The 22,415-nt window shown below is 63.0% G+C and carries 23 protein-coding genes; 12 read left to right on the top strand and 11 right to left on the bottom strand.

All coding sequences use genetic code 11. The features are described 5' to 3' along the window. Positions 1-95 precede the first annotated feature (95 nt). Positions 96-524, bottom strand: a complete 429-nt coding sequence (locus tag FJ492_RS00265) for an SRPBCC domain-containing protein (RefSeq protein ID WP_140767964.1) — start codon at positions 522-524, stop codon at positions 96-98. A gap of 209 nt (positions 525-733) precedes the next feature. Here FJ492_RS00265 and FJ492_RS00260 point away from each other — a divergent pair, with 209 nt between their 5' ends. Further along, positions 734-1,486, top strand: a complete 753-nt coding sequence (locus FJ492_RS00260; protein ID WP_181166559.1) for a copper homeostasis protein CutC — start codon at positions 734-736, stop codon at positions 1,484-1,486. Further along, entirely contained in the window at positions 1,483-1,971 is a 489-nt protein-coding gene (locus FJ492_RS00255) for a GNAT family N-acetyltransferase (protein WP_027144033.1), read from the top strand. The genes FJ492_RS00260 and FJ492_RS00255 overlap by 4 nt, the downstream gene beginning before the upstream one ends. 22 nt (positions 1,972-1,993) lie before the next feature. Here FJ492_RS00255 and FJ492_RS00250 read toward each other — a convergent pair whose 3' ends face one another. The 4 genes from FJ492_RS00250 to FJ492_RS00235 form a co-directional block, all read right to left on the bottom strand. Further along, on the bottom strand, positions 1,994-3,016 hold the full coding sequence (locus FJ492_RS00250) for an acyltransferase (RefSeq protein ID WP_027144034.1): 1,023 nt from the start codon (positions 3,014-3,016) through the stop codon (positions 1,994-1,996). Positions 3,017-3,279: 263 nt separating this feature from the next. Beyond that, on the bottom strand, positions 3,280-4,077 hold the full coding sequence (locus FJ492_RS00245) for a xanthine dehydrogenase family protein subunit M (RefSeq protein ID WP_140767960.1): 798 nt from the start codon (positions 4,075-4,077) through the stop codon (positions 3,280-3,282). Positions 4,078-4,187: 110 nt separating this feature from the next. Continuing rightward, a complete protein-coding gene (locus FJ492_RS00240; RefSeq protein WP_140767958.1) occupies positions 4,188-6,536 on the bottom strand; it encodes a xanthine dehydrogenase family protein molybdopterin-binding subunit in 2,349 nt (782 codons plus the stop codon). Between the two features lie 97 nt (positions 6,537-6,633). Further along, on the bottom strand, positions 6,634-7,134 hold the full coding sequence (locus tag FJ492_RS00235) for a (2Fe-2S)-binding protein (RefSeq protein ID WP_140502721.1): 501 nt from the start codon (positions 7,132-7,134) through the stop codon (positions 6,634-6,636). 311 nt (positions 7,135-7,445) lie between these two features. On the opposite strand from FJ492_RS00235, the gene FJ492_RS00230 reads away from it, so the two are divergent. Further along, on the top strand, positions 7,446-8,582 hold the full coding sequence (locus FJ492_RS00230) for an FIST signal transduction protein (RefSeq protein WP_181166547.1): 1,137 nt from the start codon (positions 7,446-7,448) through the stop codon (positions 8,580-8,582). 10 nt (positions 8,583-8,592) lie between these two features. Then, entirely contained in the window at positions 8,593-9,933 is a 1,341-nt protein-coding gene (locus FJ492_RS00225; RefSeq protein ID WP_140767956.1) for a hybrid sensor histidine kinase/response regulator, read from the top strand. A 13-nt stretch (positions 9,934-9,946) separates the two neighbouring features. On the opposite strand, the gene FJ492_RS00220 is transcribed toward FJ492_RS00225, so the two are convergent. Next, entirely contained in the window at positions 9,947-10,630 is a 684-nt protein-coding gene (locus tag FJ492_RS00220) for a response regulator transcription factor (protein WP_140502719.1), read from the bottom strand. A gap of 220 nt (positions 10,631-10,850) precedes the next feature. On the opposite strand from FJ492_RS00220, the gene FJ492_RS00215 reads away from it, so the two are divergent. From FJ492_RS00215 to FJ492_RS00190, 6 genes are all read left to right on the top strand, one after another. After that, the gene (locus FJ492_RS00215) at positions 10,851-11,549 is read left to right on the top strand and encodes a fumarylacetoacetate hydrolase family protein (RefSeq protein ID WP_027144041.1); all 699 of its coding nucleotides are present in this window, start codon (positions 10,851-10,853) and stop codon (positions 11,547-11,549) included. Then, positions 11,546-12,196 (top strand): maleylacetoacetate isomerase, encoded by a 651-nt coding sequence (gene maiA / locus FJ492_RS00210; protein ID WP_140502718.1) that lies wholly within the window; start codon positions 11,546-11,548, stop codon positions 12,194-12,196. The genes FJ492_RS00215 and maiA overlap by 4 nt, the downstream gene beginning before the upstream one ends. Beyond that, complete coding sequence (locus FJ492_RS00205; protein ID WP_181166082.1) at positions 12,186-12,329, top strand: hypothetical protein; 144 nt, start codon at positions 12,186-12,188, stop codon at positions 12,327-12,329. The genes maiA and FJ492_RS00205 overlap by 11 nt, the downstream gene beginning before the upstream one ends. A 55-nt stretch (positions 12,330-12,384) precedes the next feature. Continuing rightward, positions 12,385-13,425 (top strand): zinc-dependent alcohol dehydrogenase family protein, encoded by a 1,041-nt coding sequence (locus tag FJ492_RS00200; RefSeq protein WP_140767954.1) that lies wholly within the window; start codon positions 12,385-12,387, stop codon positions 13,423-13,425. 72 nt (positions 13,426-13,497) lie between these two features. Beyond that, on the top strand, positions 13,498-14,046 hold the full coding sequence (locus tag FJ492_RS00195) for a GNAT family N-acetyltransferase (protein ID WP_140767952.1): 549 nt from the start codon (positions 13,498-13,500) through the stop codon (positions 14,044-14,046). A gap of 306 nt (positions 14,047-14,352) precedes the next feature. Then, positions 14,353-14,616 carry a GFA family protein gene (locus FJ492_RS00190; RefSeq protein ID WP_246675840.1) on the top strand — a complete coding sequence of 88 codons (264 nt, stop codon included), beginning with the start codon at positions 14,353-14,355 and terminating at the stop codon, positions 14,614-14,616. A 34-nt stretch (positions 14,617-14,650) separates the two neighbouring features. On the opposite strand, the gene FJ492_RS00185 is transcribed toward FJ492_RS00190, so the two are convergent. After that, positions 14,651-15,541: a DMT family transporter gene (locus FJ492_RS00185; protein ID WP_140767950.1), complete on the bottom strand. Its 891-nt coding sequence runs from the start codon at positions 15,539-15,541 to the stop codon at positions 14,651-14,653. Positions 15,542-15,647: 106 nt separating this feature from the next. Here FJ492_RS00185 and FJ492_RS00180 point away from each other — a divergent pair, with 106 nt between their 5' ends. Next, positions 15,648-17,051 carry a PLP-dependent aminotransferase family protein gene (locus FJ492_RS00180; protein WP_140767948.1) on the top strand — a complete coding sequence of 468 codons (1,404 nt, stop codon included), beginning with the start codon at positions 15,648-15,650 and terminating at the stop codon, positions 17,049-17,051. Positions 17,052-17,066: 15 nt separating this feature from the next. Here FJ492_RS00180 and FJ492_RS00175 read toward each other — a convergent pair whose 3' ends face one another. Then, positions 17,067-17,957, bottom strand: coding sequence for a LysR family transcriptional regulator (locus tag FJ492_RS00175; RefSeq protein WP_140767946.1), 891 nt, complete (start codon positions 17,955-17,957; stop codon positions 17,067-17,069). A gap of 128 nt (positions 17,958-18,085) precedes the next feature. Between FJ492_RS00175 and FJ492_RS00170 the strand changes: the two genes are divergently transcribed. Beyond that, positions 18,086-19,543 carry an MFS transporter gene (locus FJ492_RS00170; RefSeq protein WP_140767944.1) on the top strand — a complete coding sequence of 486 codons (1,458 nt, stop codon included), beginning with the start codon at positions 18,086-18,088 and terminating at the stop codon, positions 19,541-19,543. Between the two features lie 39 nt (positions 19,544-19,582). On the opposite strand, the gene FJ492_RS00165 is transcribed toward FJ492_RS00170, so the two are convergent. From FJ492_RS00165 to FJ492_RS00155, 3 genes are all read right to left on the bottom strand, one after another. Then, a complete protein-coding gene (locus FJ492_RS00165) occupies positions 19,583-20,080 on the bottom strand; it encodes a MaoC family dehydratase (protein ID WP_140502708.1) in 498 nt (165 codons plus the stop codon). 257 nt (positions 20,081-20,337) lie between these two features. Then, positions 20,338-20,766 (bottom strand): phasin family protein, encoded by a 429-nt coding sequence (locus tag FJ492_RS00160; protein ID WP_140767942.1) that lies wholly within the window; start codon positions 20,764-20,766, stop codon positions 20,338-20,340. Positions 20,767-20,871: 105 nt separating this feature from the next. Next, complete coding sequence (locus FJ492_RS00155) at positions 20,872-22,167, bottom strand: DUF445 domain-containing protein (protein ID WP_140751701.1); 1,296 nt, start codon at positions 22,165-22,167, stop codon at positions 20,872-20,874. Between the last annotated feature and the right edge of the window lie 248 nt (positions 22,168-22,415).

Genomic DNA, 22,415 nt, shown 5'->3' with positions numbered 1-22,415 from the left:
TCCTTTTGAATTGTTTCTCCGGGCGTGTTTTCCCGGCCCGGACGCCTCGCATCCAGGATTCGAACTTGATAAAACTGTTGGCTGCCTGCCGCGTATCAGGCCTGCGTTGCGGCAACCTGTTCGAGCCGTTCGAGAATGCGCGGCCAGCCACTTCCCATGCCGATATAGCCACGCTCGTCGGCCGGCCGGAATCCCGACTGCTCCATTCGCACCCGGGTCGCCACACCCTCGGGCGTCAGTGACCAGGTCACCACGGTTTTCAACCCGCTGTCCGATTCCGTCCCATCGCCCCAACTGTAGGCCAGCAGCCGCGGCGCCTCGACTTTCAGCACCACGCAGTTCGTCACGCCGGACCATCCGGGAATTGGTGTGGCACGCAGTGTGAAGCGATGCCCCTCTTGCGCAGCGAAGTCATTCTGCATGAGCCATTCGCCGACGAGCGCTGGCACGGTCAGTGCCCGCCATATCTTTTCCGCCGAATATGGAACCAGCCTTTCGACGACAATCGATTTGGTTTCCGTCATGCCTTGCTCCTCTCGTTGTTGTCGTCGTGCCACGCACGCGCAATCAATAACCCGTCAGCTATACATTACTCATAACCATGCGGTTATGCGATTGTCAAGTAAGGAATCTGCCATCTGGTCCAAATGGCGGCATAGGGTTCGCGCTTTCGCGTCAGCCGTCCTGGTGCTAGGGCTCTCCACGACATCATGAACTGGATTGCCCCTTGACCATGGAAGCTCGCCCGCCGCTGATCGAAATCTGTGTTGAAGGCATCGATGGCCTGCTCGCCGCGCAGGCCGCAGGCGCCGACCGGGTCGAACTCTGCACCAGTCTGGTCGAGGGCGGCATCACGCCGAGTCTTGGCACTGTGCACGCCGCGCTCGACCAGGCGACCGTCCCGTTCCACGTCATGGTGCGGCCACGCGGTGGTGATTTTCTCTACAGCGAGACTGAATACCGCTCGATGCTGGCCGACGTCACCGCGCTCCGCGAGCTCGGTGTGCCCGGCGTGGTGTTCGGCTGCCTGAACGCCGACGGCACCATCGATGAGAAGCGAATGGGCGAACTGACCGAGGCCGCAGGGCCCTTGAACGTCACCTGCCACCGCGCCTTCGACATGACGCGCGATCCGGCCGAGGCACTGGAAGCGCTGATCCGCTGCAAGGTCGGCCGCGTGCTGACCAGCGGCCAGCGCGACACGGCGATCGAGGGCTTGCCGTTGCTGGAAGAGCTGGTGCGTCAGGCCGGCGACCGGATCATCATTCTCGGCTGCGGCGGGCTCGATCTCGGCAACATTGCCGAGGTGCGCGCAAGGACCGGCCTGGCCGAAATGCACTTCGCCGCCCTCAAGGACGTGCCGAGCGCCATGCGCTACCGCAATCCGAAGGTCGGCATGGGCGGCTCCGATCTCGACCGCGAGTATCGCAACACACTGACCGACACACCGCTGGTGGCGGCGACAATCGCGGCGGCCAAGGCATGACCTCTCCCATAGACCGCATAGCGCAGGACGACGAAGCCGCCATACTGGCGCTCAACAACGAGCACGCCGCCGAATTGTCGTGGCTCGAAGCCGAACGGCTGTCCTTCCTGCTCGGCGAGTCCTTCTATGCCCGCCGCATCGGCGATCTCGAAGCCTTCATCATGACCTTCGACCAGGATGCGAATTACGACAGTCCGAACTTCGTCTGGTTCCGCGAGCGCTACGAACGCTTCATCTATGTCGACCGCGTCGTCGTGGCGGCGCACGCAAGAGGCCGCGGCCATGCTCGCCGGCTCTATCGGGACCTGTTCGACCAGGCGGAGAGCGCCGGCCACACACTGGTCACCTGCGAGGTCAACACCGACCCGCCCAACCCAGCCTCGGATGCCTTCCACGCCGCTCTCGGCTTCGCCGAAGTCGGCGACGCGGTGATCCATGGCGGCAAGAAGGCGGTGCGCTATTATATCAGGCAGATCGCCGCCTGATCCGATGGCGCTCGGCGCTCATTCACCAATTGCGGTTGAGCCATTCGCGCGCTGGGCGCTCGATGAGATAGTAGCTGCAGAGCGCGCAGGCGAAAACCCCGGCCAGCATCGGCCATGGATTGCTGCCCTGCTCGTAGACGAATTTGTAGAAGGGCTGCTGCCACAGATAGAGCGAATACGACCACAGACCCAGTGTCGTCATCGGCAGGGATGACAGCCATCCGGACAAGAACCGCGTGCTGAAATCCAGCGCATTGATAGCAGTCGCCAGCAATGGCACCGCGACCAGGTAGTGGATCGGTGTCGGTACTGAATCCATGAACAGGAAAACCGCGCCAACGGCCGCCGCAACGGCGACATAGGGCCCCTTCAACAAGGCCGGCAGCTTGCCGTCGGCCTTGAGCAGGCAGACCGCGGCCGACAGCAGGATCGAGGCGATGTGCACATCGGTGCGCCAGTACGTGGCTTCATAATCCATGTGCAGGAACCAGTAGGAAACCGCGCCATTGGCCATGGCCAGCAAGGCCAGGACCAGCAGCAGCGGGACGACACGGCTGCGGCTGGCAACGATTGCGCTGATCGCTGCCAGGATGATGTAGGCATGCTCTTCGATACAGAGCGACCAGATGTGGTCGAGTGCGCCGGCCCGGTTCAGGAGAATTCCGGCATAGTTGTAGGTGAATGTCAGCGCCGTCAGGGCCGCCTTCCATTTGAAGACGATGAACGTGCCTGAGAGCGCGATCATGGCGACGACGACAAAGACCAGAAGCGCCGGATAGATGCGCGAGAAGCGGCGTTTGAAGAATTTCTTCAGCGGATAGCGTTCGATGAACAGGATTTCGGCCATCAGCCGGCCGCTGAGCACGAAGAAGAATTCGACGCCCAGCACGCCCAGATTGATTCCGGGAACGGGAAAAAAATGCCCAATCAGCACCAGGGCGATCGACAGACCGCGCCAGCCGTCGAGATAGGCAAGCCTTGTCCTGGCCGATCGGTCGACGATCGTTTGGGACGGAACCAAATGGGTCGCGGAAATTTCGGACATGCCGATCCCTTCGCATTGATATGCGAAAGGGCACGGCTGCACGCATTCCGAACCCGGCTCGCATTCTCCGCCCGCCCCATACTGCAGTGCAATATAAGTTTGTGCAAGTGCGAGATTGGCGCCGGTGCATTCCCGGGCAGGCATGGGTCAGAATCGTTTCAACCAAACATGGGAATGCGGCGGCCGGGAACCGGGCAGCTACAGGCGCCAGGAACGAAAAAGGGGCCGTGACAGCCCTTTCCCTGTCCGCAATCGATCTTGTGTCAGGCGTTGGCTGCCGCCACCGCGCGCTTGGCCATGACCGCGATCAGGTTGGCGCGGTAGTCGGCGGAAGCGTGGATGTCGCTCATCAGGTTTTTCGCCGGCACTTTCACGCCATTGAACGAAGTGGCATCGAAGCTCTTGGCAAGTGCCGCCTCGATCTCCTTCGAGCGGAAGACGCCGTCATCGCCGGCGCCGGTGACGGCAACGCGGACGCCATCCTTGCCCTTGGCCACGAACACGCCGACGATCGCGTAGCGCGAGGCCGGGTTGCGGAATTTTTCGTACGCAGCCTTTGCCGGCGCCGTGAAGGAGACCGCCGTGACGATCTCGCCATCCTTCAAGGCCGTCTCGAACAGCCCCTTGAAGAACTTGTCGGCTGATATGTCGCGCTTGTTGGTGATGATGGTGGCGCCCAGCGCCAGAAGTGCGGCCGGATAATCCGCCGCCGGATCGTTGTTGGCGATCGAACCGCCGATCGTGCCCTTGTGGCGTACCGCCGGATCGCCGATCAGCGACGCCAGATGGGCAAGCGCCGGGCAGGCCTTGCGCAGCTTCTCGTCATTGGCGACGTCGAAATGCGTGGCGGCGGCGCCGATCGTGACCGTCTTGCCTGACACCTTGACGCCCTGCAGGTCCTTGATGCGTGACAGGTCGACCACGTCGGAAGGGGCCGCCAGCCGCGTCTTCATGGCGGGGATCAAGGTCATGCCGCCCGACAGCAGCTTGGCGTCGCCGTTTTTCACGAGCTTGGCGGCTTCAGCGACCGAGGCGGCACGGTGATAGTTGACTGCGTACATGGGATCCTCCCCCTAAGTGGTTAGGCAGTAGTGGTAGTCAGTAGTAGGTAGGGACTGGCTGCCGCCGGAGCTGGATACGGTGCCCTTTTTCGCTACTCACTACTCCCTACTCACTCATTCGCGGCGCGGATCGCGGCCCACACGGTCGACGGTGTGGCCGGCATGGCGATATCGGCGATGCCGATGGCGTCGGTGATGGCATTGATCACCGCCGGCGGCGAACCGATGGCGCCGGCCTCGCCGCAGCCCTTGATGCCGAGCGGATTGCTCGGACATGGCGTGTTCGATGTCGAGACCTTGAACGACGGCAGGTCGCCGGCACGCGGCATGGTGTAGTCCATGTAGCTCGCCGTCAGCAGTTGCCCGCTGGCGTCGTAGTGAGCGCCTTCCAGCAGCGCCTGGCCAACGCCCTGGGCGATGCCGCCATGCACCTGCCCTTCGACGATCATCGGATTGATGATGTTGCCGAAATCGTCCGCCGCCACGAACTGGACGATCTCGGTCGTTCCGGTTTCCGGATCGATCTCAACCTCGCAGATGTAGCAGCCCGCCGGGAAGGTGAAGTTCGCCGGATCGTAGAACGCCGTTTCCTTCAGTCCTGGTTCCATGCCGGCCGGCAAATTGTGCGCCGTATAGGCGGCCAAAGCCACCTGGAACCACGGCAGGCTCTTGTCGGTACCGGCGACCTTGACTTCGCCATTCTCGATGACGATGTCGCCCTCGTCGGCTTCGAGCAGGTGCGCGGCGATCTTCTTGGCCTTGGCCTCGACCTTGTCGAGCGCCTTGGCAATCGCCGACATGCCGACCGCGCCCGAGCGCGACCCGTAAGTGCCCATGCCCATCTGCACCTTGTCGGTGTCGCCGTGGACGATCGACACCGAATCGATCGGCACCCCAAAACGCTGGTTGACCAGTTGCGCGAAGGTCGTTTCGTGCCCCTGGCCATGGCTGTGCGAGCCCGTCAGCACCTCGATAGTACCGACCGCATTGACCCTTACCTCAGCCGATTCCCACAGGCCGACGCCGGCGCCAAGCGAGCCGACCGCAGCCGACGGGGCGATGCCACAAGCCTCGATGTAACAGCTCATGCCGATGCCGCGCAGCTTGCCCTTTTTGGCCGCGTCCGCCTTGCGCCTGGCAAAGCCTGCATAATCGGCGGTCTTCATGGCCGCGTCGAGCGAGGTCGCATAATCGCCGGCGTCATAGTTCATGATCACCGGTGTCTGGTGCGGGAAGGCCGTGATGAAGTTCAGGCGCCGCAGCTCGGGCGGAGACACGCCGAGCTCGCGTGCAGCGGCTTCCATGGTGCGCTCCAGAAGATAGGTGGCTTCTGGCCGCCCTGCCCCGCGATAGGCATCGACAGGTGCCGTGTTGGTGTAGACGGTGCGTACATTGGCGTGAATGGCCGGGATGTCGTACTGCCCTGACAGCAGTGTCGCGTAGAGATAGGTCGGCACACAGGACGAGAACAGCGACATGTAGGCGCCGAGATTGGCGATGGTGTCCACCTTCAGCCCGGTGATCCTGTTGTTCTTGTCGAAAGCCATTTCCACGGTCGAGACGTGGTCGCGGCCATGCGCGTCGGTGAGGAAGCTTTCGGTGCGATCGGCGACCCATTTGACCGGCACGCCGGTCTTCTTCGAGGCCCACAGGCAGACGATCTCTTCCGGGTAGATATAGATCTTGGAGCCGAAGCCGCCGCCGACATCCGGCGCGATCACGCGCAGCTTGTTTTCGGGTGCGACGTTGTAGAAGGCGCTCATCACCAGCCGCGCGACATGCGGGTTCTGCGATGTCGTCCAGCAGGTGTAATGATCCTCGGCCTTGTCGTAATGGCCAAGAGCCGCGCGCGGCTCCATCGCGTTCGGCACCAGCCGGTTATTGACGATCTTCATGCGGGTGACATGCGCCGCCGCCTTGATGGCGGTATCGGTCGCCTTGGCATCGCCGATCTCCCAGTCGAAGATCAGGTTGTTCTCGGCCTCGGCATGGACTTGCGGCGCGCCCTTTTCGAGCGCCTTGGTCGCGTCGACGACGGCCTTCAGTTCCTTGTAGGTGATGTCGACCGCCTCGGCCGCATCGCGTGCCTGGCCCTTGGTTTCGGCCACCACCACCACGACCGCATCGCCGACATAACGGACCTTGTCGACGGCCAGCGGCGACCATGCGCCCATCTTCATGGGCGAACCGTCCTTGGAATGGATCATCCAGCCGCAGATGAGGTTGCCGATACCATCGGCCTTGAGCTCCTTGCCGGTCAGCACGCCAATGACGCCCGGCATGCCTTGAGCCGTTTTCACGTCGATCTTCTTGATCTGCGCATGCGCGTGCGGGCTGCGCACGAAGGCTGCATGCTTCATGCCGGGCACCACCATGTCGTCGACATAGCGGCCGGCGCCGGTGATGAACCTTTTGTCTTCCTTGCGCGCGACCCGAGCGCCAACACCTTCGATGCCCATGCAGAGATTCCTCCCGAAAAGTGAATAGGAAGCAGTGAGCAGTAAGTATAGCCGCCGGTTCAGACCGACTACTGACTACTCACTGCTCGCCCTTCTCTCACGCCGCCTGTTTCGCCTTGTCCTTGGACCCCTTCGACATCGTCTTCGATGCGGCGAGGATCGCCTTCACGATGTTGTGGTAGCCGGTGCAGCGGCAGATATTGCCTTCGAGTTCTGCACGAACCGTGGCCTCGTCGAGGCCTTCGGGATGACGGTTGATCATGTCGATTGCGGCCATGATCATGCCTGGCGTGCAGAAGCCGCATTGCAGACCATGATGTTCCTTGAAGGCCGCCTGCACTGGATGCAGGTCGGCGCCGTCGGCGAGGCCTTCGATCGTAACCACGGTCGATCCGGACGCCTGGACCGCGAGCATGGTGCAGGACTTGACCGCCTTGCCGTCGACATGCACGACGCAGGCTCCGCACTGCGAGGTGTCGCAACCGACATGGGTGCCGGTCAAGCCGAGATTCTCCCGCAGGAAATGGACGAGCAGCGTTCGATCCTCGACGGCACCGCCGATCCGCTTGCCGTTCACCATCAACGAAACGTCCGACATAGCCCCTCCCTGGGTGTCAACCTTGGTCATCAGGTTGCCGACGCGCCGCTGGCACTTCGGCCATGCGTTAGTCGTACACCGCACAACGCACAAAAAACAACACGAGGGAAAAGTCGGATTATTGTACTTTCGGCCATGGCCAAGGGACCAAAGTGCATTTTTCCGGCCCCATTGCCAAAACGCTTCCTGGCGGCAAGAATGCCTTCGTCGCTCGCGCGCCAGAAGCACTTGAAAAGCCGCGCACAAGAAGGCGTCGGAGGAAATGCGGGAGAACGCCGCTGACCAGTTCACTGACGCGCTACGCATGCGGGTTGTCGGCGCTGACCACGGACGAGCCCGACCCGGACGTCTTCGCACGCGCAGTAGCCGCCGAGGCCGCTGCCATCGATGCCGGCTTTGCCCTCGTGTTCTTTTCCCAAAGCCTCGTCGAGGCAAGCACCCTCTCGCAGGCGCTCGCGACGTGCGCGCCGGGGCTCCACCATGCCGGCTGTTCCACCGCCGGCGAGATCACGCCGCAGGGGCTCGAGGAAGGCCATATGCTGGCGATGCTGCTGCCCTCGGCGTCCTTCACGGCGGTCAGCACCATGGTCGACAATTTGTCGACGTCGGGCATGGACAGGATCACCGAAGAGGTCGAGGCCCTGCGGCGCACGCTGCGCGCCCGGCCCGGCGGCGAGCAGACCAGGAACACCTTCGCGCTCTGCTTCATCGACGGGCTGTCCTATGCCGAGGAAGCGGTGAGTTCGGCCATCCACTGGGGTCTTGACGACATACCGCTGCTCGGCGGCTCGGCCGGTGACGATTTGAAATTCGAGACGACGCGTCTGATCTCGAACGGCGCCGTCACTTCGGACAGCGCCATCATCGTGCTGATCGCCACGGAAATTCCGTTCCACGTCTTCAAGACCGACAACTTCGTTCCCACCGACGAAAAGCTGGTGGTGACCGCGTCCGATCCGGATCATCGCATCGTGCGGGAGTTCAACGCCGCCAATGCGGCGGAGGAATATGCCGCTTCCGTCGGCATCCTCCCGCAGACCCTGACGCCGCTGAGCTTCGCCTCGCATCCCGTGGTGGTGAAGGTGGGCGGAGAATATTACTGCCGCTCGATCCAGAAGATGCACGCGGATGGCTCGCTGTCGTTCTTCTGCGCCATCGACGACGGTGTCGTGCTGTCGATCGCCCAGCCCAAGGACATGGTGGAAGCGACACGAGCGGCATTGCGCGAGGTCGAGGAAAGGCTGGGCGGTATCGATATGATTCTTGGCTTCGACTGCGTGCTGCGCCGGCTGGATGCGCGCAACCGGCAGGTCTTTCGCGACATTTCGGAGCTCTACAGGGTCAACAATGTCATCGGCTTCGGCACCTATGGCGAGCAATATCGGTCGATGCACCTGAACCAGACTTTCACCGGCATCGCCTTCGGTGACCGGCAAGCGGCTGAATAGGCTCAACAAAATGCAGCTCAGGGACATAAACGATCTCGACAGGCTGAAGAAGATCAACGCCGCCCTGGTCAGCCGCGTCGAGCGCTCGATGGACCAGCAAGGCAATGCCTTTTCGTTGTTCCAGACCGCGATCTCGCTGGAAAACCGGGTGCGCACGCGCACCGAGGAACTGCATTCGACCTTGCGCAGGCTGGAACAGTCGAACATCGACCTCAGCGCCGCCAAGGAGAGTGCCGAGCTGGCGAACCTGTCCAAGACAAGGTTCCTCGCCGCCGCCAGCCACGACGTGCTGCAGCCGCTGAACGCCGCCCACCTCTCCGTCTCGGCGCTCGCCGAGGTGCAGACCAGCGAAGAGGGAAAAAAACTGGTTCGGCAGGTCGAGCGCTCGCTGGAGACGATGGAAGACCTGCTGCGCACCTTGCTCGACATTTCCAAGCTTGACGCCGGCGTGGTCCAGCCCGACATCGGCGATGTCAGCCTGGAGGCGTTGTTCTCGTCGCTGCGCTCGGATTTCCAGCCGGTGGCGGAGTTGAAGGCGCTGTCGTTGAAATTCCGGCCGGTCAATGCGGTGGTCCGCTCGGACAGGACCTTGCTGCGCCGCATCCTGCAGAATATTCTCTCCAACGCGCTGGGCTATACGCGTTCGGGCGGCGTCCTTGTCGGCACACGCCATCGCGGCGACACCATCCGCATCGATGTCGCCGACACGGGCTGCGGCATTCCCGAGGACCAGCGCGAAGCGGTGTTCGAGGAATTCCATCGCGGCACCTTGCCGGCTACCGCCGAACTCGACGGCGGCGGTCTTGGGCTGGGGCTCGCCATCGTGCGCCGCATGGCAGGCGCGCTCGGCCATCCCGTGACGTTTTCATCCAAGGTCGGCCGCGGTACCATCTTCCACATCGATGTCCCCGTCGGCCTCGGCGCGCCCGCCGATGCCATCGCCAGCGCCGCCAGCATGGAGCGGCCACGCGGCTACGGCCTGTTCGGCACCAAGGTGCTGCTGGTCGAAAACGACGCCGAAGTGCTGGAAGCCATGACCTTTCTGCTCGAACGCTGGCAGTGTCTGGTACGCGCCGCGACCTCGACCGCCGATGCGCTGGACATGCTTGGCGATACCGACTGGTTGCCCGACATCGTCATCGCCGACCAGCATCTCGACGGCGGTGACCTCGGCACCGCCACCATATCGGAGGTCCGCGACTATCTCGGCCGCGCCGTGCCGGCGCTCATCGTCACCGCCGACAGCTCCGACGCCGTGGCCAAGGCAGCACGGGCCGGCGGCATCGAACTGATGCGCAAGCCGGTGAAGCCGGCGCAGCTAAGGGCACTGCTGGCGCATCTGCTGGCTTAGCGGGAGGATTGGCTCAAAACCCTGCCTGATCCCGGAACAGCTCGGCACTGTCCAGCTTCGAGACCTCGATCACCGCTTGTGTGCGGCTATAGACGTTGAGCTTGCGCAGGATCTCGGAGACATGCGCCTTCACCGTGGTCTCGCCGACCTGCAGCTCGTAGGCGATCTGCTTGTTGAGCAGGCCCTGGCGCAGCATCTGCAGCACGCGCAATTGCTGCGGCGTCAGCTTGGAGAGGCGCTGGAGCATGTCGGCGCGATCGGGACTGTCGGCGCCCGGCGGCACGCCCTCATAGGTTTCCGGCACATAGATCGTGCCGTCCATCACCGAACGAATTGCCGCGGCCAGATCGCTCTTGCGCGCTGATTTCGGAATGAAGCCGGCAGCGCCATAGGACAAGGCCTCGGAGATGATCCTCGGCTCCTCATAGCCCGACACTATCACCACCGGCAGGCGCGGATAGCGGGTCCTGAGCTGCAGCAGCCCGTCGAAGCCGTGCACGTCGGGCATGCTGAGGTCGAGGAGCGCCAGGTCGAAAGGCTTTGCATCGGCCAGCAGATCCAGCGCCTCGGTGATCGATCGCGCTTCGACCGTGTCGACCTCGGGATAAGCCATTTGGACGGCGCTGTGCAGCGCCTCGCGAAACAGCGGATGGTCGTCGATGATAAGAAACCGGGCACGATCGGTGGGAGGGGTCATAGGGCTCGTTCCGGTTTACCGGGCACACCATAGTCTCCTGACCATGGCCGGATTATTGGCAAATAGTCTATCGCCTGTTGACGGGATTCATCGCTGCAAAAATGATCGGAAGCCTGAATTCCTCATCCAGCCGCGGCAAAGCCCATGCTTTATGAAAGGCGAGGCCTTGCCCGACCCCCGAAATCGGCCGAATGTATCGCCATCATACGCAGAGATCGCCATGACCGCCTTTGTCCTTCCCGTCCCGCCAACGCCTTCTGTCGCCATTGCGGGTTCCGGCGAACGCTTTGCCGTGCGGCGCATCTTCTGCGTCGGCCGCAATTATGCGGCGCATGCGCGCGAATTCGGCAATGACGAGCGCGATCCGCCTTTCTTCTTCACCAAGCCGGCCGACGCGGTGGTCGATTCCGGCACTCATATCCCCTATCCACCGCTGACCGAAAATCTCCACTTCGAGATCGAGCTGGTGGTGGCGATCGGTACATCGGGCTTTCGCATTTCCCGCGACAAGGCGCTGGACCATGTCTGGGGCTATGGCGTCGGCATCGACCTCACCCGCCGCGATCTGCAGGATGCCGCCAAGAAGGCGGCGCGGCCCTGGGACTGGTCGAAGGCGTTCGACCGTTCCGCGCCTTGCGGCCCGCTGGTTGCCGCGCGGAAATCCGGGCACCCGGCGAAGGGCCGTATCTGGCTCGCCATCGACGGCGCGGTGAAACAAGATGCGGACCTCGCCGAGCTGATTTGGCCGATCGCCGATATCGTCTCGATCTGCAGCGAAGGCGTGGAATTGCAGGCCGGGGACCTGATCTTCACCGGGACGCCGGCCGGTGTCGGCGCGGTCAAGCCGGGTGAAACGATATCAGGCGGCGTCGACGGCATCGGCACGATCGAAGTGACCATCGGCCAGCCGAAGTCATGAGCAAGATTGTCCTGCACAACTACTTCCGCTCCTCCACCTCGCACCGGGTGCGGATCGCCCTGGAGATGAAGGGGCTGAGCTACAATTATGTCCCGCATCATCTGCGCCATGGCGAGCATCTGGAACCATCCTATCTCGCGGTCAATCCGCAGGGGCTGGTGCCGGCGCTGATCTGGAGCGACGGCATGCTCCTGACGCAATCGCTGGCGATCATCGAATTTCTCGACGAGACCATACCTGAACCCCCGCTATTGCCGAAAGACCCGCCCAGCCGGGCACGGGTGAGAATGCTGGCGCAGATCATCGCCTGCGACATCCACCCGGTGAACAATCTGCGCGTGCTGACCTCGCTGCGCACGCTGTTCGGCGTCGGCGACCAGGATGTCGCCAACTGGTTCCGGCATTGGGTCAATGAGGGTTTTGCGCCGCTCGAGCAATTGCTGACGGCTTCGCCCGAAACCGGCGCATTCTGTCACGGCGACACGCCGGGGCTGGCCGACATCTGCCTTGCCGCGCAAGTCACCAGCAACGCCCGCTTTGGCGTCGATATGACGCCCTACCCGACAATCGCGCGCATCAACGCCGCCTGCATGGCGCTAGCCGCCTTCCAGAAAGCCGCGCCACAGAACCAGATCGATGCCGAATAGAGAAGCCACCGATGCCGACGAGGCAAAGGCGCTGACCGATATCGAGGCGTATGGCTGCCTCTACGTGCTGGAGGAAGATGACGAACCGCCATTCGCCTCCTCCGTTGGCATCGCGGAATCGATTTCCGCTTGAACGGTCAAGGAATCGGCTATCGTTTCCCCGTGCAGTCTCAAGGGTGGAGTGACCGATGAAAGCCGTCGTCTTCGAGAAATTCGGCGAAGCGCCGACGATCCAGACCGTGCCCGATCCGAAGCCGGCTGCCGATGGCGTTGTCATCAAGGTCGAGGCTAGCGGGCTATGCCGCAGCGACTGGCACGGCTGGATGGGCCATGATGCCGATATTCGCCTGCCGCATGTACCGGGCCACGAACTGGCGGGAATCGTCGTCGCCGCCGGCAAGCACGTCACCCGCTGGAAGGCGGGCGAACGCGTCACCGTGCCGTTCGCCGTCGGCTGCGGCCGCTGCTTCGAATGCACATCAGGCAATCACCAGGTTTGCGAACATCAGTCGCAGCCGGGCTTCAACGCCTGGGGCTCATTCGCCGAATATGTCGCCATCGAATATGCCGACACCAATCTCGTGCGCCTGCCCGACGAAATGGAATTCGCCACCGCCGCCAGCCTCGGCTGCCGCTTCGTCACGTCGTTCCGCGCCATCGTCGACCAGGGCCGGGTGACGCCGGGCGAATGGGTGGCGGTGCATGGCTGCGGCGGCGTCGGCCTGTCGGCGGTCATGATCGCCAGTTCGATGGGCGCCAATGTCATCGCCATCGATCTCACCGAGGAGAAATTGGACTTCGCCAAAAAGATCGGTGCCGTGGCGACCATCAACGCCTCCACGACGCCGAACGTCGTCAAGGCGGTCAAGCAGATCACCAATGGCGGTGCCCACATGTCGATGGACGCACTCGGCCACCCCACGACGTCCTTCAACTCAATCGCCAACCTGCGCCGGCGCGGCCGTCACGTACAGGTCGGCCTGATGCTGGGCGAGCACGCCCGCCCGCAAGTGCCGATGGACAAGGTGATCGCCTTCGAGCTCGAAATCCTCGGCAGCCACGGCATGCAGGCCTATCGCTACCCCGCGATGATGGAGATGATCCGCCACGGCAAGCTCAAGCCCGAACTGCTGGTCGGCAAGAAGATCAGCCTCGACGAGGCGCCAGCAGCCTTGATGGCGATGGGCGGTTTCGAGGGCATCGGCATCGGCGTGGTGACGAAGTTCTAAGGTCGAGACTCAATCACAGCCCGAACGCTATTATGGCAGCGAGGGTGAGCCCGATCCTGTTGGAGAGAGTGTATGATCGCGACAGACCGGTTGAAGCTCAGGGCCTGGCGAGAGGCGGATAAGCCCCTATTGGGCGTTATCCACGCCGATCCGGAGGTGATGCAGTTCCTCGGCGGCATGAAGACCGCCTCTGAGACCAGCGACATGGTCGAACAACTGATGCGGCTTTCCGAAGTCGGCGAGCCGATTTTCTGGGCCGCCGAGCGTATCGGCGACGGAGCGTTGCTCGGCGCGGTCGGCCTGCACCGCCTCGGGACCGATTTCCCTTTCGGCCCGGCCCTGGAGGTGGGCTGGCGGCTTGCTCGCGACCATTGGGGCAAGGGTTATGCGACCGAAGCCGCTCGCGCCGCCCTCGACTATGCATTCGGCAGCCTAGATGCGCCGTGCGTCTACGCATTCACCGCATTGGCGAACACGCGGTCCGAAGCCGTCATGCAGCGGTTGGGGATGAAGAAAATCGAGGGCGGGGAATTCGCTCACCCTGACCTGCTGCCGACCGATCCGAGCTCAATGCACATGCTGTATGTCGCCGAAAGGATGGTGCCGCAGTCGGGTACCTAGAGCTTAAACTCGTTCAGAGCCAAAAGCCGGTGAAAGCGAAGCAACAATCGGATGGCCGCTAGGCCATGCTCGACAAGAAGGCGCCGCTGGTACTTCATCGATAATGTCGCATTTGAGCGCCAGCTCGGCGCATCTCATGGCGACTCTCCAACTACGCTCGGTACAACTTATTGGGTCGGTGACTTAAGGAGAGTTTGCATGCGTGGTCATTGCTTATGCGGCGCTGTTGCTTTTGAAGTCGATGGGCCGGCGCAAGCATGCGTGGTCTGTCATTGTGAAAGTTGTCGGCAGCAATGTTCCGCGCCGATGACCACCTACATTGGCGTCTTGGACGGCCACTGGCGATGGTTGGGCAAGCCACCGAAGGTATTCAACTCTTCACCCGGTGTGGAAAGAACATTTTGCGATCACTGTGGCTCGCCGCTGTCCTTCCGCTCAACGAACATGTCCGGTGTCATGCATTTTTTTGCAGCGGGGATGGAGGAGCCGGAAAAATTTGCACCCACGCTGCATGTCGCTTTTCCCTTGGTTGAAACTCGCCGACGGCCTGCCGACACGGGTTGGGCCTAACTATACGAAAAACTAGTCAGGGTCGGCATCATCACTATGCAGTCGCACGCCGCGGCAAATCCCGCTTGGCGAATTTCTTCGCGCCGAACACGCAGGTCACCACGCCCAGCGTGACGACGATCATCATTGGGCTGACCTGCTCGTGCAGCAGCGTCGCCGCCAATGCGAGCCCGAAAAACGGCTGCAGAAGCTGCAACTGCCCCACCGCTGCAATACCGCCTTGCGCCAGGCCGCGATACCAGAAGACGAAGCCGATCAGCATGCTGAACAGCGAGACGTAGCCAAGACCGATCCAGGCATTGGAGCCGACGCTGGCGAAGGATGGCGGCAGGGTCGCAAACGTCAGCACCAGCATGATCGGCAGGGACAGCACCAGCGCCCAGCAGATCACTTGCCAGCCGCCGAGCTTGCGCGACAGTGCGGCACCCTCGGCGTAGCCCAGGCCGCAAGCGATGATGGCCGCAAGCATCAGCCCATCGCCGACCGGCGAAGCCGTCACGCCTTGCGCAAGTGCAAAACCCGCCACCAGCGCACTGCCGAGGCATGAGAACAGCCAGAAGGCCGGCCGGGGCCGTTCACCGCCGCGCAACACACCGAAGATCGCAGTCGCCAGCGGCAGCAGGCCGACAAAGATGATGGAGTGGGCCGAGGTGACATGCTTCAGCGCCAATGCCGTCAGCAAGGGAAAGCCGACCACCACGCCAAGAGCAACAATGACGAGCGACAGCAAGTCATGACGCCCAGGGCGTTCCCCGCGGAATGCAAGTAGCAGCGCCAGACCAAGCAGGCCGGCTATGACCGCGCGGGCCGATGTCAGGAATATCGGATCGAGATCCATCACCGCCACGCGCGTCGCCGGCAACGAACCGCTGAAGATCAGCACGCCGATAAATCCGTTCACCCAGCCGCTCGCCGTCTTGTCCATCGCAGGCTCCATTGCTTTCACCCTCTATCGGGCGGACGCCCATGGTGCGGCCAGAGACAATGGGGTACAATTCGATGAAACTGTAATGGAGGATTGAGCAGTACGGATGACAGACCTTGCTTTGGAACCCGACAGCGCGCGCACCCTTGTGGAAAGCGTCATGGCGACCATCCGACAGCGGATCGCAGCGCGCAGCCTGACACCGGGAACCCGATTGCCGTCGATCCGTGCCTTCGCGAAGTCCATGCAGGTGTCCAAATCCACCGTCGTCGAAGCCTATGAGCGGCTCGCCGCCGAAGGCGCGATCCGCTCCCGGCCGGGTTCCGGTTTTTATGCCGCCGGCTCGCTGGCGCCGCTGTCCCTGGCCGAGATCGGCCCCCGGCTCGATCGTGCCGTCGATCCGCTCTGGGTTTCGCGCCAGTCGCTGGAGGCTGGCGAGGAGGTCCTGAAACCCGGCTGCGGCTGGCTGCCGGCATCATGGATGCCCCAGACCGCGCTGCGCCGGGCACTGCGTACGGTCGCGCGAGCCGACGATGTCGCGCTTGCCGATTACGGCACACCGCTCGGGCTGCCGCCACTGCGGCAATTGCTGGCGCGGCGCATGGCCGGGCACGGCATCGAAGTTTCCCCCGAACAGATCATGCTGACGGAATCGGGAACCCAGGCCATCGACCTGCTCTGCCGGTTCCTGATCGAGCCCGGCGACACGGTGCTGGTCGACGACCCCTGCTATTTCAATTTCCACGCTTTGCTGCGCGCCCACCGCGCCAAGGTCGTCAGCATTCCCTACACACCATCGGGACCGGACATCGAACTGTTCGCCCAGGCGCTGGCCGAACACCGGCCGCGCCTCTACATCACCAACTCCGCCATCCACAATCCGACCGGCGCGATCTTGTCTCCGGTCACCGCGCACCGTTTGCTCAAGCTTGCCGATCAGTCGGACCTGACCATCGTCGAGGATGACATCTTCGCCGATTTCGAGCACACCCCTGCCCCAAGGCTGGCGGCGTTCGATGGCCTCAGTCGCGTCGTCCAGATCGGCAGTTTCTCCAAGACGCTGTCGGCGTCGGTCCGCTGCGGCTTCATCGCCGCGCCCCGAGATTGGATCGAGCGCCTAGCCGACCTCAAGATCGCCACGACTTTCGGCGGCGGACGGCTGGCGGCCGAACTTGTGCTGACGCTGCTGAAGGACGGCAGCTACCGCAAACATATGGATCTGCTGCGCGCCAAGCTTGCGCGCGCCATGGTTGAAACCAGCGCCCGGCTGAAAGCGATCGGCATCATGCCCTGGATCGAGCAGCCGGCCGGCCTGTTCCTGTGGTGCGGCCTGCCGGACGGGGTGGACGCCGCCGAAATCGCCCGCCGCGCCCTGGCCGACAACATCGTGCTGGCACCCGGCAATGCGTTCAGCCTGTCGCAGTCCGCCAGTCGCTTCCTACGCTTCAACGTCGCCCAGTGCGCGGACGAGCGGATTTTCAAGGCGCTCGAAACGGCGATGGCTCGCTGATTTGGCACGAAATCGTCAGTGCTTCGAACAAACCGCGCGCACGCACTCACGCAACCAGCGTTGTGCCGGATCGGCATCGAGGCGCGGATGCCAGAGCATGGAGATGGTGACGTCCAAGGTGGCGACCGGCAGGGGAAAACTGTGCATGCCGGCGCGCGCTCCTGTCGTATGTCGCTCCGGCACGCTGGCGATCAGGTCCGAGGCTCGGGCCATGGCAAGTGCCGCCGAAAAGCCCGAGACCATGCACACCACCGTCCGCCGCAAGCCAAACCCATTCAGCGCTTCGTCGATCGGCCCCTTCTCGCGGCCGCGCCGCGAAACACCAATGTGCCGGCCAGCCGCATAGCGCTCGGGCGTCACCTTGCCCTCGCTCAGGGGATGGCCTGATCGAACAGCGCCGATGAAACGGTCGCGAAACAGCGCCTGGATGCGCACTTCGGGTCCGGTCTCGCCGGCAACGCCAATTTCTAGGTCAATCGCCGCTTCGCGCAGCGACATCGCATCCTTATCGGACTTCGGCGCAAAACGCAGCCGCACCCCTGGCGCATCGGCCTCGATGCGGGCGACGAGACGGGGCGCGAACTCCTCCACGAAGCTTTCGTTGGTGCGCAATGTGAAGATCCGGTCCAGACTCCGGGGGTCAAGCAACTCGGCAGGGCGCAGGAGCACTTCCGCGTCCTGGACGACACGGCCGACTTGTGACCGCAATTCCTCCGCACGCGGCGTCGCCACCAGACCGCGCCCGGCGCGCACCAGCAGAGGATCGCCCGTTGCCTCGCGCAGCCGCGCCAGCGTTCGGCTCATCGCCGAGGGGCTGAGGCGCAGACGGCGCGCCGCGCGCGCCACACTGCCCTCGGCCAGCAGGACATCGAGGGCAAACAGCAGATTGAGATCGGGTGATGTCATCGGTCTATCCTAGCATGATATGGCGTTTGACGCACGGATAAGATGCAAATGCTGCACCTTCCGCCATATCAGCCACAAGACTAGATCTCCGACAGCTCCGCTTCGGGAGCAGACAGAAGGAGATCGCCTTGGCACTCGCTGAGCAAAATCGGGAACTGATATCGGCGCCGCAACAGGCCCGGTCCACCGGCCTGGCGCTGACGAGCCTGTCGCTCGCCACGCTGCTATCGTCCTTGGGAACCAGCATCGCCAGCGTCGGGCTGCCCTCGCTCATGCAGGCTTTCGATGCATCGTTCCAGTCCGTGCAATGGGTGGTTCTCGCCTATCTGCTCGCCATCACGACACTGATCGTCGGCGCCGGGCGGCTGGCCGACATGTTCGGGCGCCGGCCGTTGCTGCTCGGCGGCATCGCGCTGTTCACGCTGGCATCGGCGCTCTGCGGCCTGGCACCGACGCTCTGGCTGCTGATCACGGCACGCGCCATGCAGGGGCTTGGCGCCGCGCTGATGATGGCGCTGACGTTGGCCTTCGTCGCGGAAACCGTGAGCAAGGAGCGAACCGGCAGCGCCATGGGCCTGCTCGGCGCCATGTCCGCGATCGGCACAACGCTCGGGCCTTCGCTTGGTGGCTTTTTGATCGCTGGCCCTGGCTGGCGGGCTATCTTTCTGGTCAATGTCCCGCTGGGCCTTCTGACCTTCGCTCTCGCCTGGCGTGCCCTGCCGGCGCGCAGCGGGACAATGGAGGTCGCTCGAGGCACGTTTGACGTCATGGGCACCGCCCTGCTGGCCCTTACCTTGGGCGCCTATGCCCTGGCGTTGACGCTTGGCAGAGGCAATTTCGGCATGCCCAATTTGGGCCTGCTGGTCGTGGCCGGTGTCGGCGTTATCGTGTTCGCCATTGCGCAGGCGAAGGCGAAGGTGCCCCTTGTCCAACTCGCCCGCTTCCGCGACCCACGGCTGAGCGCCGGCCTTGCCATGAGTCTCATCGTCGCGACGGTGATGATGGCAACCCTCGTGGTTGCTCCGTTCTATCTGTCGCGCGGGCTCGGATTGGATGCCGCGATGGTCGGAATGGCGCTTTCGACCGGGCCGCTTGTCTCGACCCTGTCGGCGCTGTTGGCCGGCCGCCTGACCGATCGCCTCGGCGCCCACGCGATGATGGTCGCCGGCCTGGCCTGCCTCGCCACGGGGACGTTCCTCCTGTCGCTTGCCCTGACCAAGTTCGGCATTGCCAGCTATGTCGTTCCAATCACCGTCACATGCTTCGGCTACGCCCTGTTCCAGACCTCCAACAACGCGAACGTCATGGGCGGTGGAAGCGCAAACGAACGTGGCGTCATTTCCGGTCTGCTCAACCTGTCGCGCAATCTCGGCCTCATCACCGGCGCATCGCTGATGGGCGCCATATTCGCGATTGCATCGGCCGGTACGCGGCAAGGAACAGGTCAGGACGTCCTGAGTTCCGCTTCGGCCGCCCGGGGCATGCAGGTCACCTTTCAGACGGCAGCGGCCTTAGCGCTGGTTGCGCTGTTGCTCGCGCTAATCTCACTACGCTTTGCCGGCCGTACCCGGCCCGGGATTGCGTGACCTGTTTGGCCGGCGTAGGGCGTCCCAAAGGACCGCCGTTCAGGCCCCTGCCCGTCTGCGGCGCTCATAGAGCATGACCAGCGTTTCAGCCATCAGCGCCGGCTTTTCCTCCCCTTCGATCTCGACCGTATTGGCTGCCTTCATCAGATACTGGCCCGGGCCTCTGTCTTCCATGGAAAGCAGCGTCGTGCGCAGGCGAATGCGTGCGCCGACCTTGACCGGCGCCAGGAAACGCACCTTGTCGAAACCGTAATTGAAGGCGGCCTGCGTATTCTCGGGAACGATCCCCATGTCGAGGGCCAATGCGCCGATGATCGACAACGTCAGATAGCCATGCGCGATCGTGGTGCGGAACGGGCTTTGCCGCCGCGCCCGTTCAGGATCGACGTGGATCCATTGATGGTCGCCGGTACAGTCGGCGAACTGGTTGATACGGTTCTGGTCGACCGTGGTCCATTCCGAGACGCCGAGCTCCTGTCCGGACATCGTTCTCAGCTGCTCGTAGCTAGGCGGCGTTTTAGGCCGTACTTCCGTCATTCCTGCTTTCCCGATCGCTTCCAAGCTTCCGGACCACGAACCGGCGGCCTCTGTCAATTCATCCTGCGCAAATCCGTTCCGGCGGAGTCGAGCTCACTCGTGCCATGCATTGCCACGCGATGGCAGGCCGAATTCGGATTTTCCAACCTTCCAGGCTGCCGGGAGCTTATGCTGTGGCGCTAATACAACTATGCGCAAGGTTGCGGAATCGCGAACCGGCGTGCTTGGCCGAGGACGGAACGACAGCCGATGAGAACCTACTTCTGCCCGTAACCGGCGCGGACCTCCTCCATCGCTTCCTTGATGCGCGCGCGCAGGATATCGATCGATTCGGTGCCTGATTTCCTTGCCAGTTCAGCCACTTCACCGGCGTTCTTGAGCGCCGCCTCGAAGGATTTTCTGGCAAACTCCGTCTGCTTGGCCATGAGCTCCTGCGGATTGCCCGGAGCGCGGTAGCTTTGCGCCATGTCGGCGACTTCCCGCAGCGTGTCCTGCAGCATTTCGCGCTGCTTCGACAACAGCGAGGATGCCCCGGCCGCACTGGTCCGTGCCGCCTTCTCCAGCGCTTCCAGATTCTTGCGATGGTGCGCAAGAATCGCCTCGACATCGACGTTGGGCACCTTGAGGTCACGGCCGAATCTGCCGAACATCTCCATGAAGGAATCGGATTCCGGTTGCCTGGCCATGCTTGTCTTCTCCCCTGTTGCCGCGGGTGCGGACGCCCTCGACTGGAGAATAGCACTCGAATGCCGTGTGTCCATTTCGAACGCACGCCTGGCGGTCGATACGGATCAATTGACCGGGAGCAGCAACTCGATCGTATAGAGCACGATGCCGGCCAGCCCGCCGATGATCATGCCGTTGAAGCGGATATATTGCAGGTCCCTGCCGATGTTCATCTCGATCAGGCGCGTCAGTTGCGCCAGATCCCAGCGCTTGACCTGGTCGGCGATGAATTTCGATACGCCGCTCTTCTGGCTCTCGACGAAAGAGGCCAGCGCCACCACGAATCCTCCGTTCATGTCGGCCCGGATCTGCGCATCGCCGGCAAGATGGCGGCCGACCTCGACGAACATGTTGGCGAGATGCTCCCGGATCAGCGAATTCGGCGCCTTGGCATCCTGCTCGATGAACAGGCTGAGGCTCTCCCACATGTCGCCGGCCAGCGCCCTGACTTCGGGTCTGGCGAGGAAATCGCGCTTCATTTTCTCCGCTCGCTTGGCATATTGCTTGGACGTGCGCAGCCGCTCGACGAAGCCTAGCGCGAAACGGTCGAATTCGGCGCGCATCGGGTGGTCGGGATCGGCACGCACCTCGTCCAGCAGGGAGCCCGCCGAGGCGACGATCTTCTTCAGGAGATAGGCGTCGGCGCGGAACAGGTTGAACAGCGACGGCAATTCCTCACGGATCTTGTCGCGCATCGTCGCCAGCGCCTGTTCGTCGTTGAGAAACCGGCCGATGACCTTGATGAACTCATCGAACAGCTTTTGGTGGCGGCGATCGTCGGTGAGCGCCGACAAGAGTTCGGCGGCCAGCGGCGCCAGCGGCACCTTTTCGATCTGTTCGAGCATGCGGCTGGTGACGAAACCGCGCAGGCCGGATTGTTCGACGGCGGCAAGCGTCTGCGGCACAAGCCGCACGACGAAGCGCGACAGGTCGGCGGCGCGCTCGGCATCGGCCAGCCAGTCGGCGACGAGTGCCGAAAAATCGACCTCGGCGAGTTTTTCACGCACCGGCTCCGGCGCCAGGAAATTGACCTCGATGAAACGGCCGAGATTGTCGGCGATACGATCCTGGTTTTCCGGGATGATGGCGGTGTGGGGAATGGGCAGCCCAAGCGGCCGTTTGAACAGCGCCACCACCGCGTACCAGTCGGCAAGGCCGCCGATGGTTGCCGCCTCGGCGAAGGCGGCGACGAAGCCGAGCCACGGATAGCTGCTCTGGAAGGACTTGGCCAGGGCAAAGACCAGCACGCAGAGCGCCAGTGCCGCCGTGGCGACGAACTTTGTCCGCCGCAGCGCGGAAAGCTTGGCGCCCGCGTCGGCATCGAACCGCACTGGCGCCAGGGACTGGTCCGATTGAGCCATGAATGGGCCGCTCCTCGTCGATCTCAGCCTATTTAGTGTTTCGACCGCCAGAATGCCCGTGACAGCGATTACCCCCGGGGTTTCACCTGGTCAGGCACATAAAGTTGACGATAATATTCAGCTATAACTCGAAGCTAGTCTGGAATTATTCCAAGGTATAGGCCATATTCCGTCGAGGCCAGCGTGGAGACTCCGAAAATCCGGATGAAGCCGCGCCAGCAAGTCTACACTCTGGCATGGTTGCACCG

It is taken from the genome of Mesorhizobium sp. B2-5-4, assembly GCF_006441095.1.
GTDB lineage: Bacteria > Pseudomonadota > Alphaproteobacteria > Rhizobiales > Rhizobiaceae > Mesorhizobium > Mesorhizobium salmacidum.
The sequence above is the reverse complement of the archived record's forward strand: the minus strand, read 5'-3'. Positions and strand labels throughout refer to the sequence as shown.

What these genes read in the sequence shown, in the direction of transcription:
- FJ492_RS00160 (WP_140767942.1), bottom strand. Translation starts at nt 20,766, where the DNA reads ATGGCCAGGCAACCGGAATCCGATTCCTTCATGGAGATGTTCGGCAGA.
- FJ492_RS00205 (WP_181166082.1), top strand. Translation starts at nt 12,186, where the DNA reads ATGCCGAATAGAGAAGCCACCGATGCCGACGAGGCAAAGGCGCTGACC.
- FJ492_RS00265 (WP_140767964.1), bottom strand. Translation starts at nt 524, where the DNA reads ATGACGGAAACCAAATCGATTGTCGTCGAAAGGCTGGTTCCATATTCG.
- maiA (WP_140502718.1), top strand. Translation starts at nt 11,546, where the DNA reads ATGAGCAAGATTGTCCTGCACAACTACTTCCGCTCCTCCACCTCGCAC.
- FJ492_RS00235 (WP_140502721.1), bottom strand. Translation starts at nt 7,134, where the DNA reads ATGTCGGACGTTTCGTTGATGGTGAACGGCAAGCGGATCGGCGGTGCC.
- FJ492_RS00220 (WP_140502719.1), bottom strand. Translation starts at nt 10,630, where the DNA reads ATGACCCCTCCCACCGATCGTGCCCGGTTTCTTATCATCGACGACCAT.
- FJ492_RS00215 (WP_027144041.1), top strand. Translation starts at nt 10,851, where the DNA reads ATGACCGCCTTTGTCCTTCCCGTCCCGCCAACGCCTTCTGTCGCCATT.
- FJ492_RS00180 (WP_140767948.1), top strand. Translation starts at nt 15,648, where the DNA reads ATGACAGACCTTGCTTTGGAACCCGACAGCGCGCGCACCCTTGTGGAA.
- FJ492_RS00185 (WP_140767950.1), bottom strand. Translation starts at nt 15,541, where the DNA reads ATGGACAAGACGGCGAGCGGCTGGGTGAACGGATTTATCGGCGTGCTG.
- FJ492_RS00200 (WP_140767954.1), top strand. Translation starts at nt 12,385, where the DNA reads ATGAAAGCCGTCGTCTTCGAGAAATTCGGCGAAGCGCCGACGATCCAG.
- FJ492_RS00250 (WP_027144034.1), bottom strand. Translation starts at nt 3,016, where the DNA reads ATGTCCGAAATTTCCGCGACCCATTTGGTTCCGTCCCAAACGATCGTC.
- FJ492_RS00165 (WP_140502708.1), bottom strand. Translation starts at nt 20,080, where the DNA reads ATGACGGAAGTACGGCCTAAAACGCCGCCTAGCTACGAGCAGCTGAGA.
- FJ492_RS00190 (WP_246675840.1), top strand. Translation starts at nt 14,353, where the DNA reads ATGACCACCTACATTGGCGTCTTGGACGGCCACTGGCGATGGTTGGGC.
- FJ492_RS00175 (WP_140767946.1), bottom strand. Translation starts at nt 17,957, where the DNA reads ATGACATCACCCGATCTCAATCTGCTGTTTGCCCTCGATGTCCTGCTG.
- FJ492_RS00255 (WP_027144033.1), top strand. Translation starts at nt 1,483, where the DNA reads ATGACCTCTCCCATAGACCGCATAGCGCAGGACGACGAAGCCGCCATA.
- FJ492_RS00240 (WP_140767958.1), bottom strand. Translation starts at nt 6,536, where the DNA reads ATGGGCATCGAAGGTGTTGGCGCTCGGGTCGCGCGCAAGGAAGACAAA.
- FJ492_RS00195 (WP_140767952.1), top strand. Translation starts at nt 13,498, where the DNA reads ATGATCGCGACAGACCGGTTGAAGCTCAGGGCCTGGCGAGAGGCGGAT.
- FJ492_RS00155 (WP_140751701.1), bottom strand. Translation starts at nt 22,167, where the DNA reads ATGGCTCAATCGGACCAGTCCCTGGCGCCAGTGCGGTTCGATGCCGAC.
- FJ492_RS00245 (WP_140767960.1), bottom strand. Translation starts at nt 4,077, where the DNA reads ATGTACGCAGTCAACTATCACCGTGCCGCCTCGGTCGCTGAAGCCGCC.
- FJ492_RS00225 (WP_140767956.1), top strand. Translation starts at nt 8,593, where the DNA reads ATGCAGCTCAGGGACATAAACGATCTCGACAGGCTGAAGAAGATCAAC.
- FJ492_RS00260 (WP_181166559.1), top strand. Translation starts at nt 734, where the DNA reads ATGGAAGCTCGCCCGCCGCTGATCGAAATCTGTGTTGAAGGCATCGAT.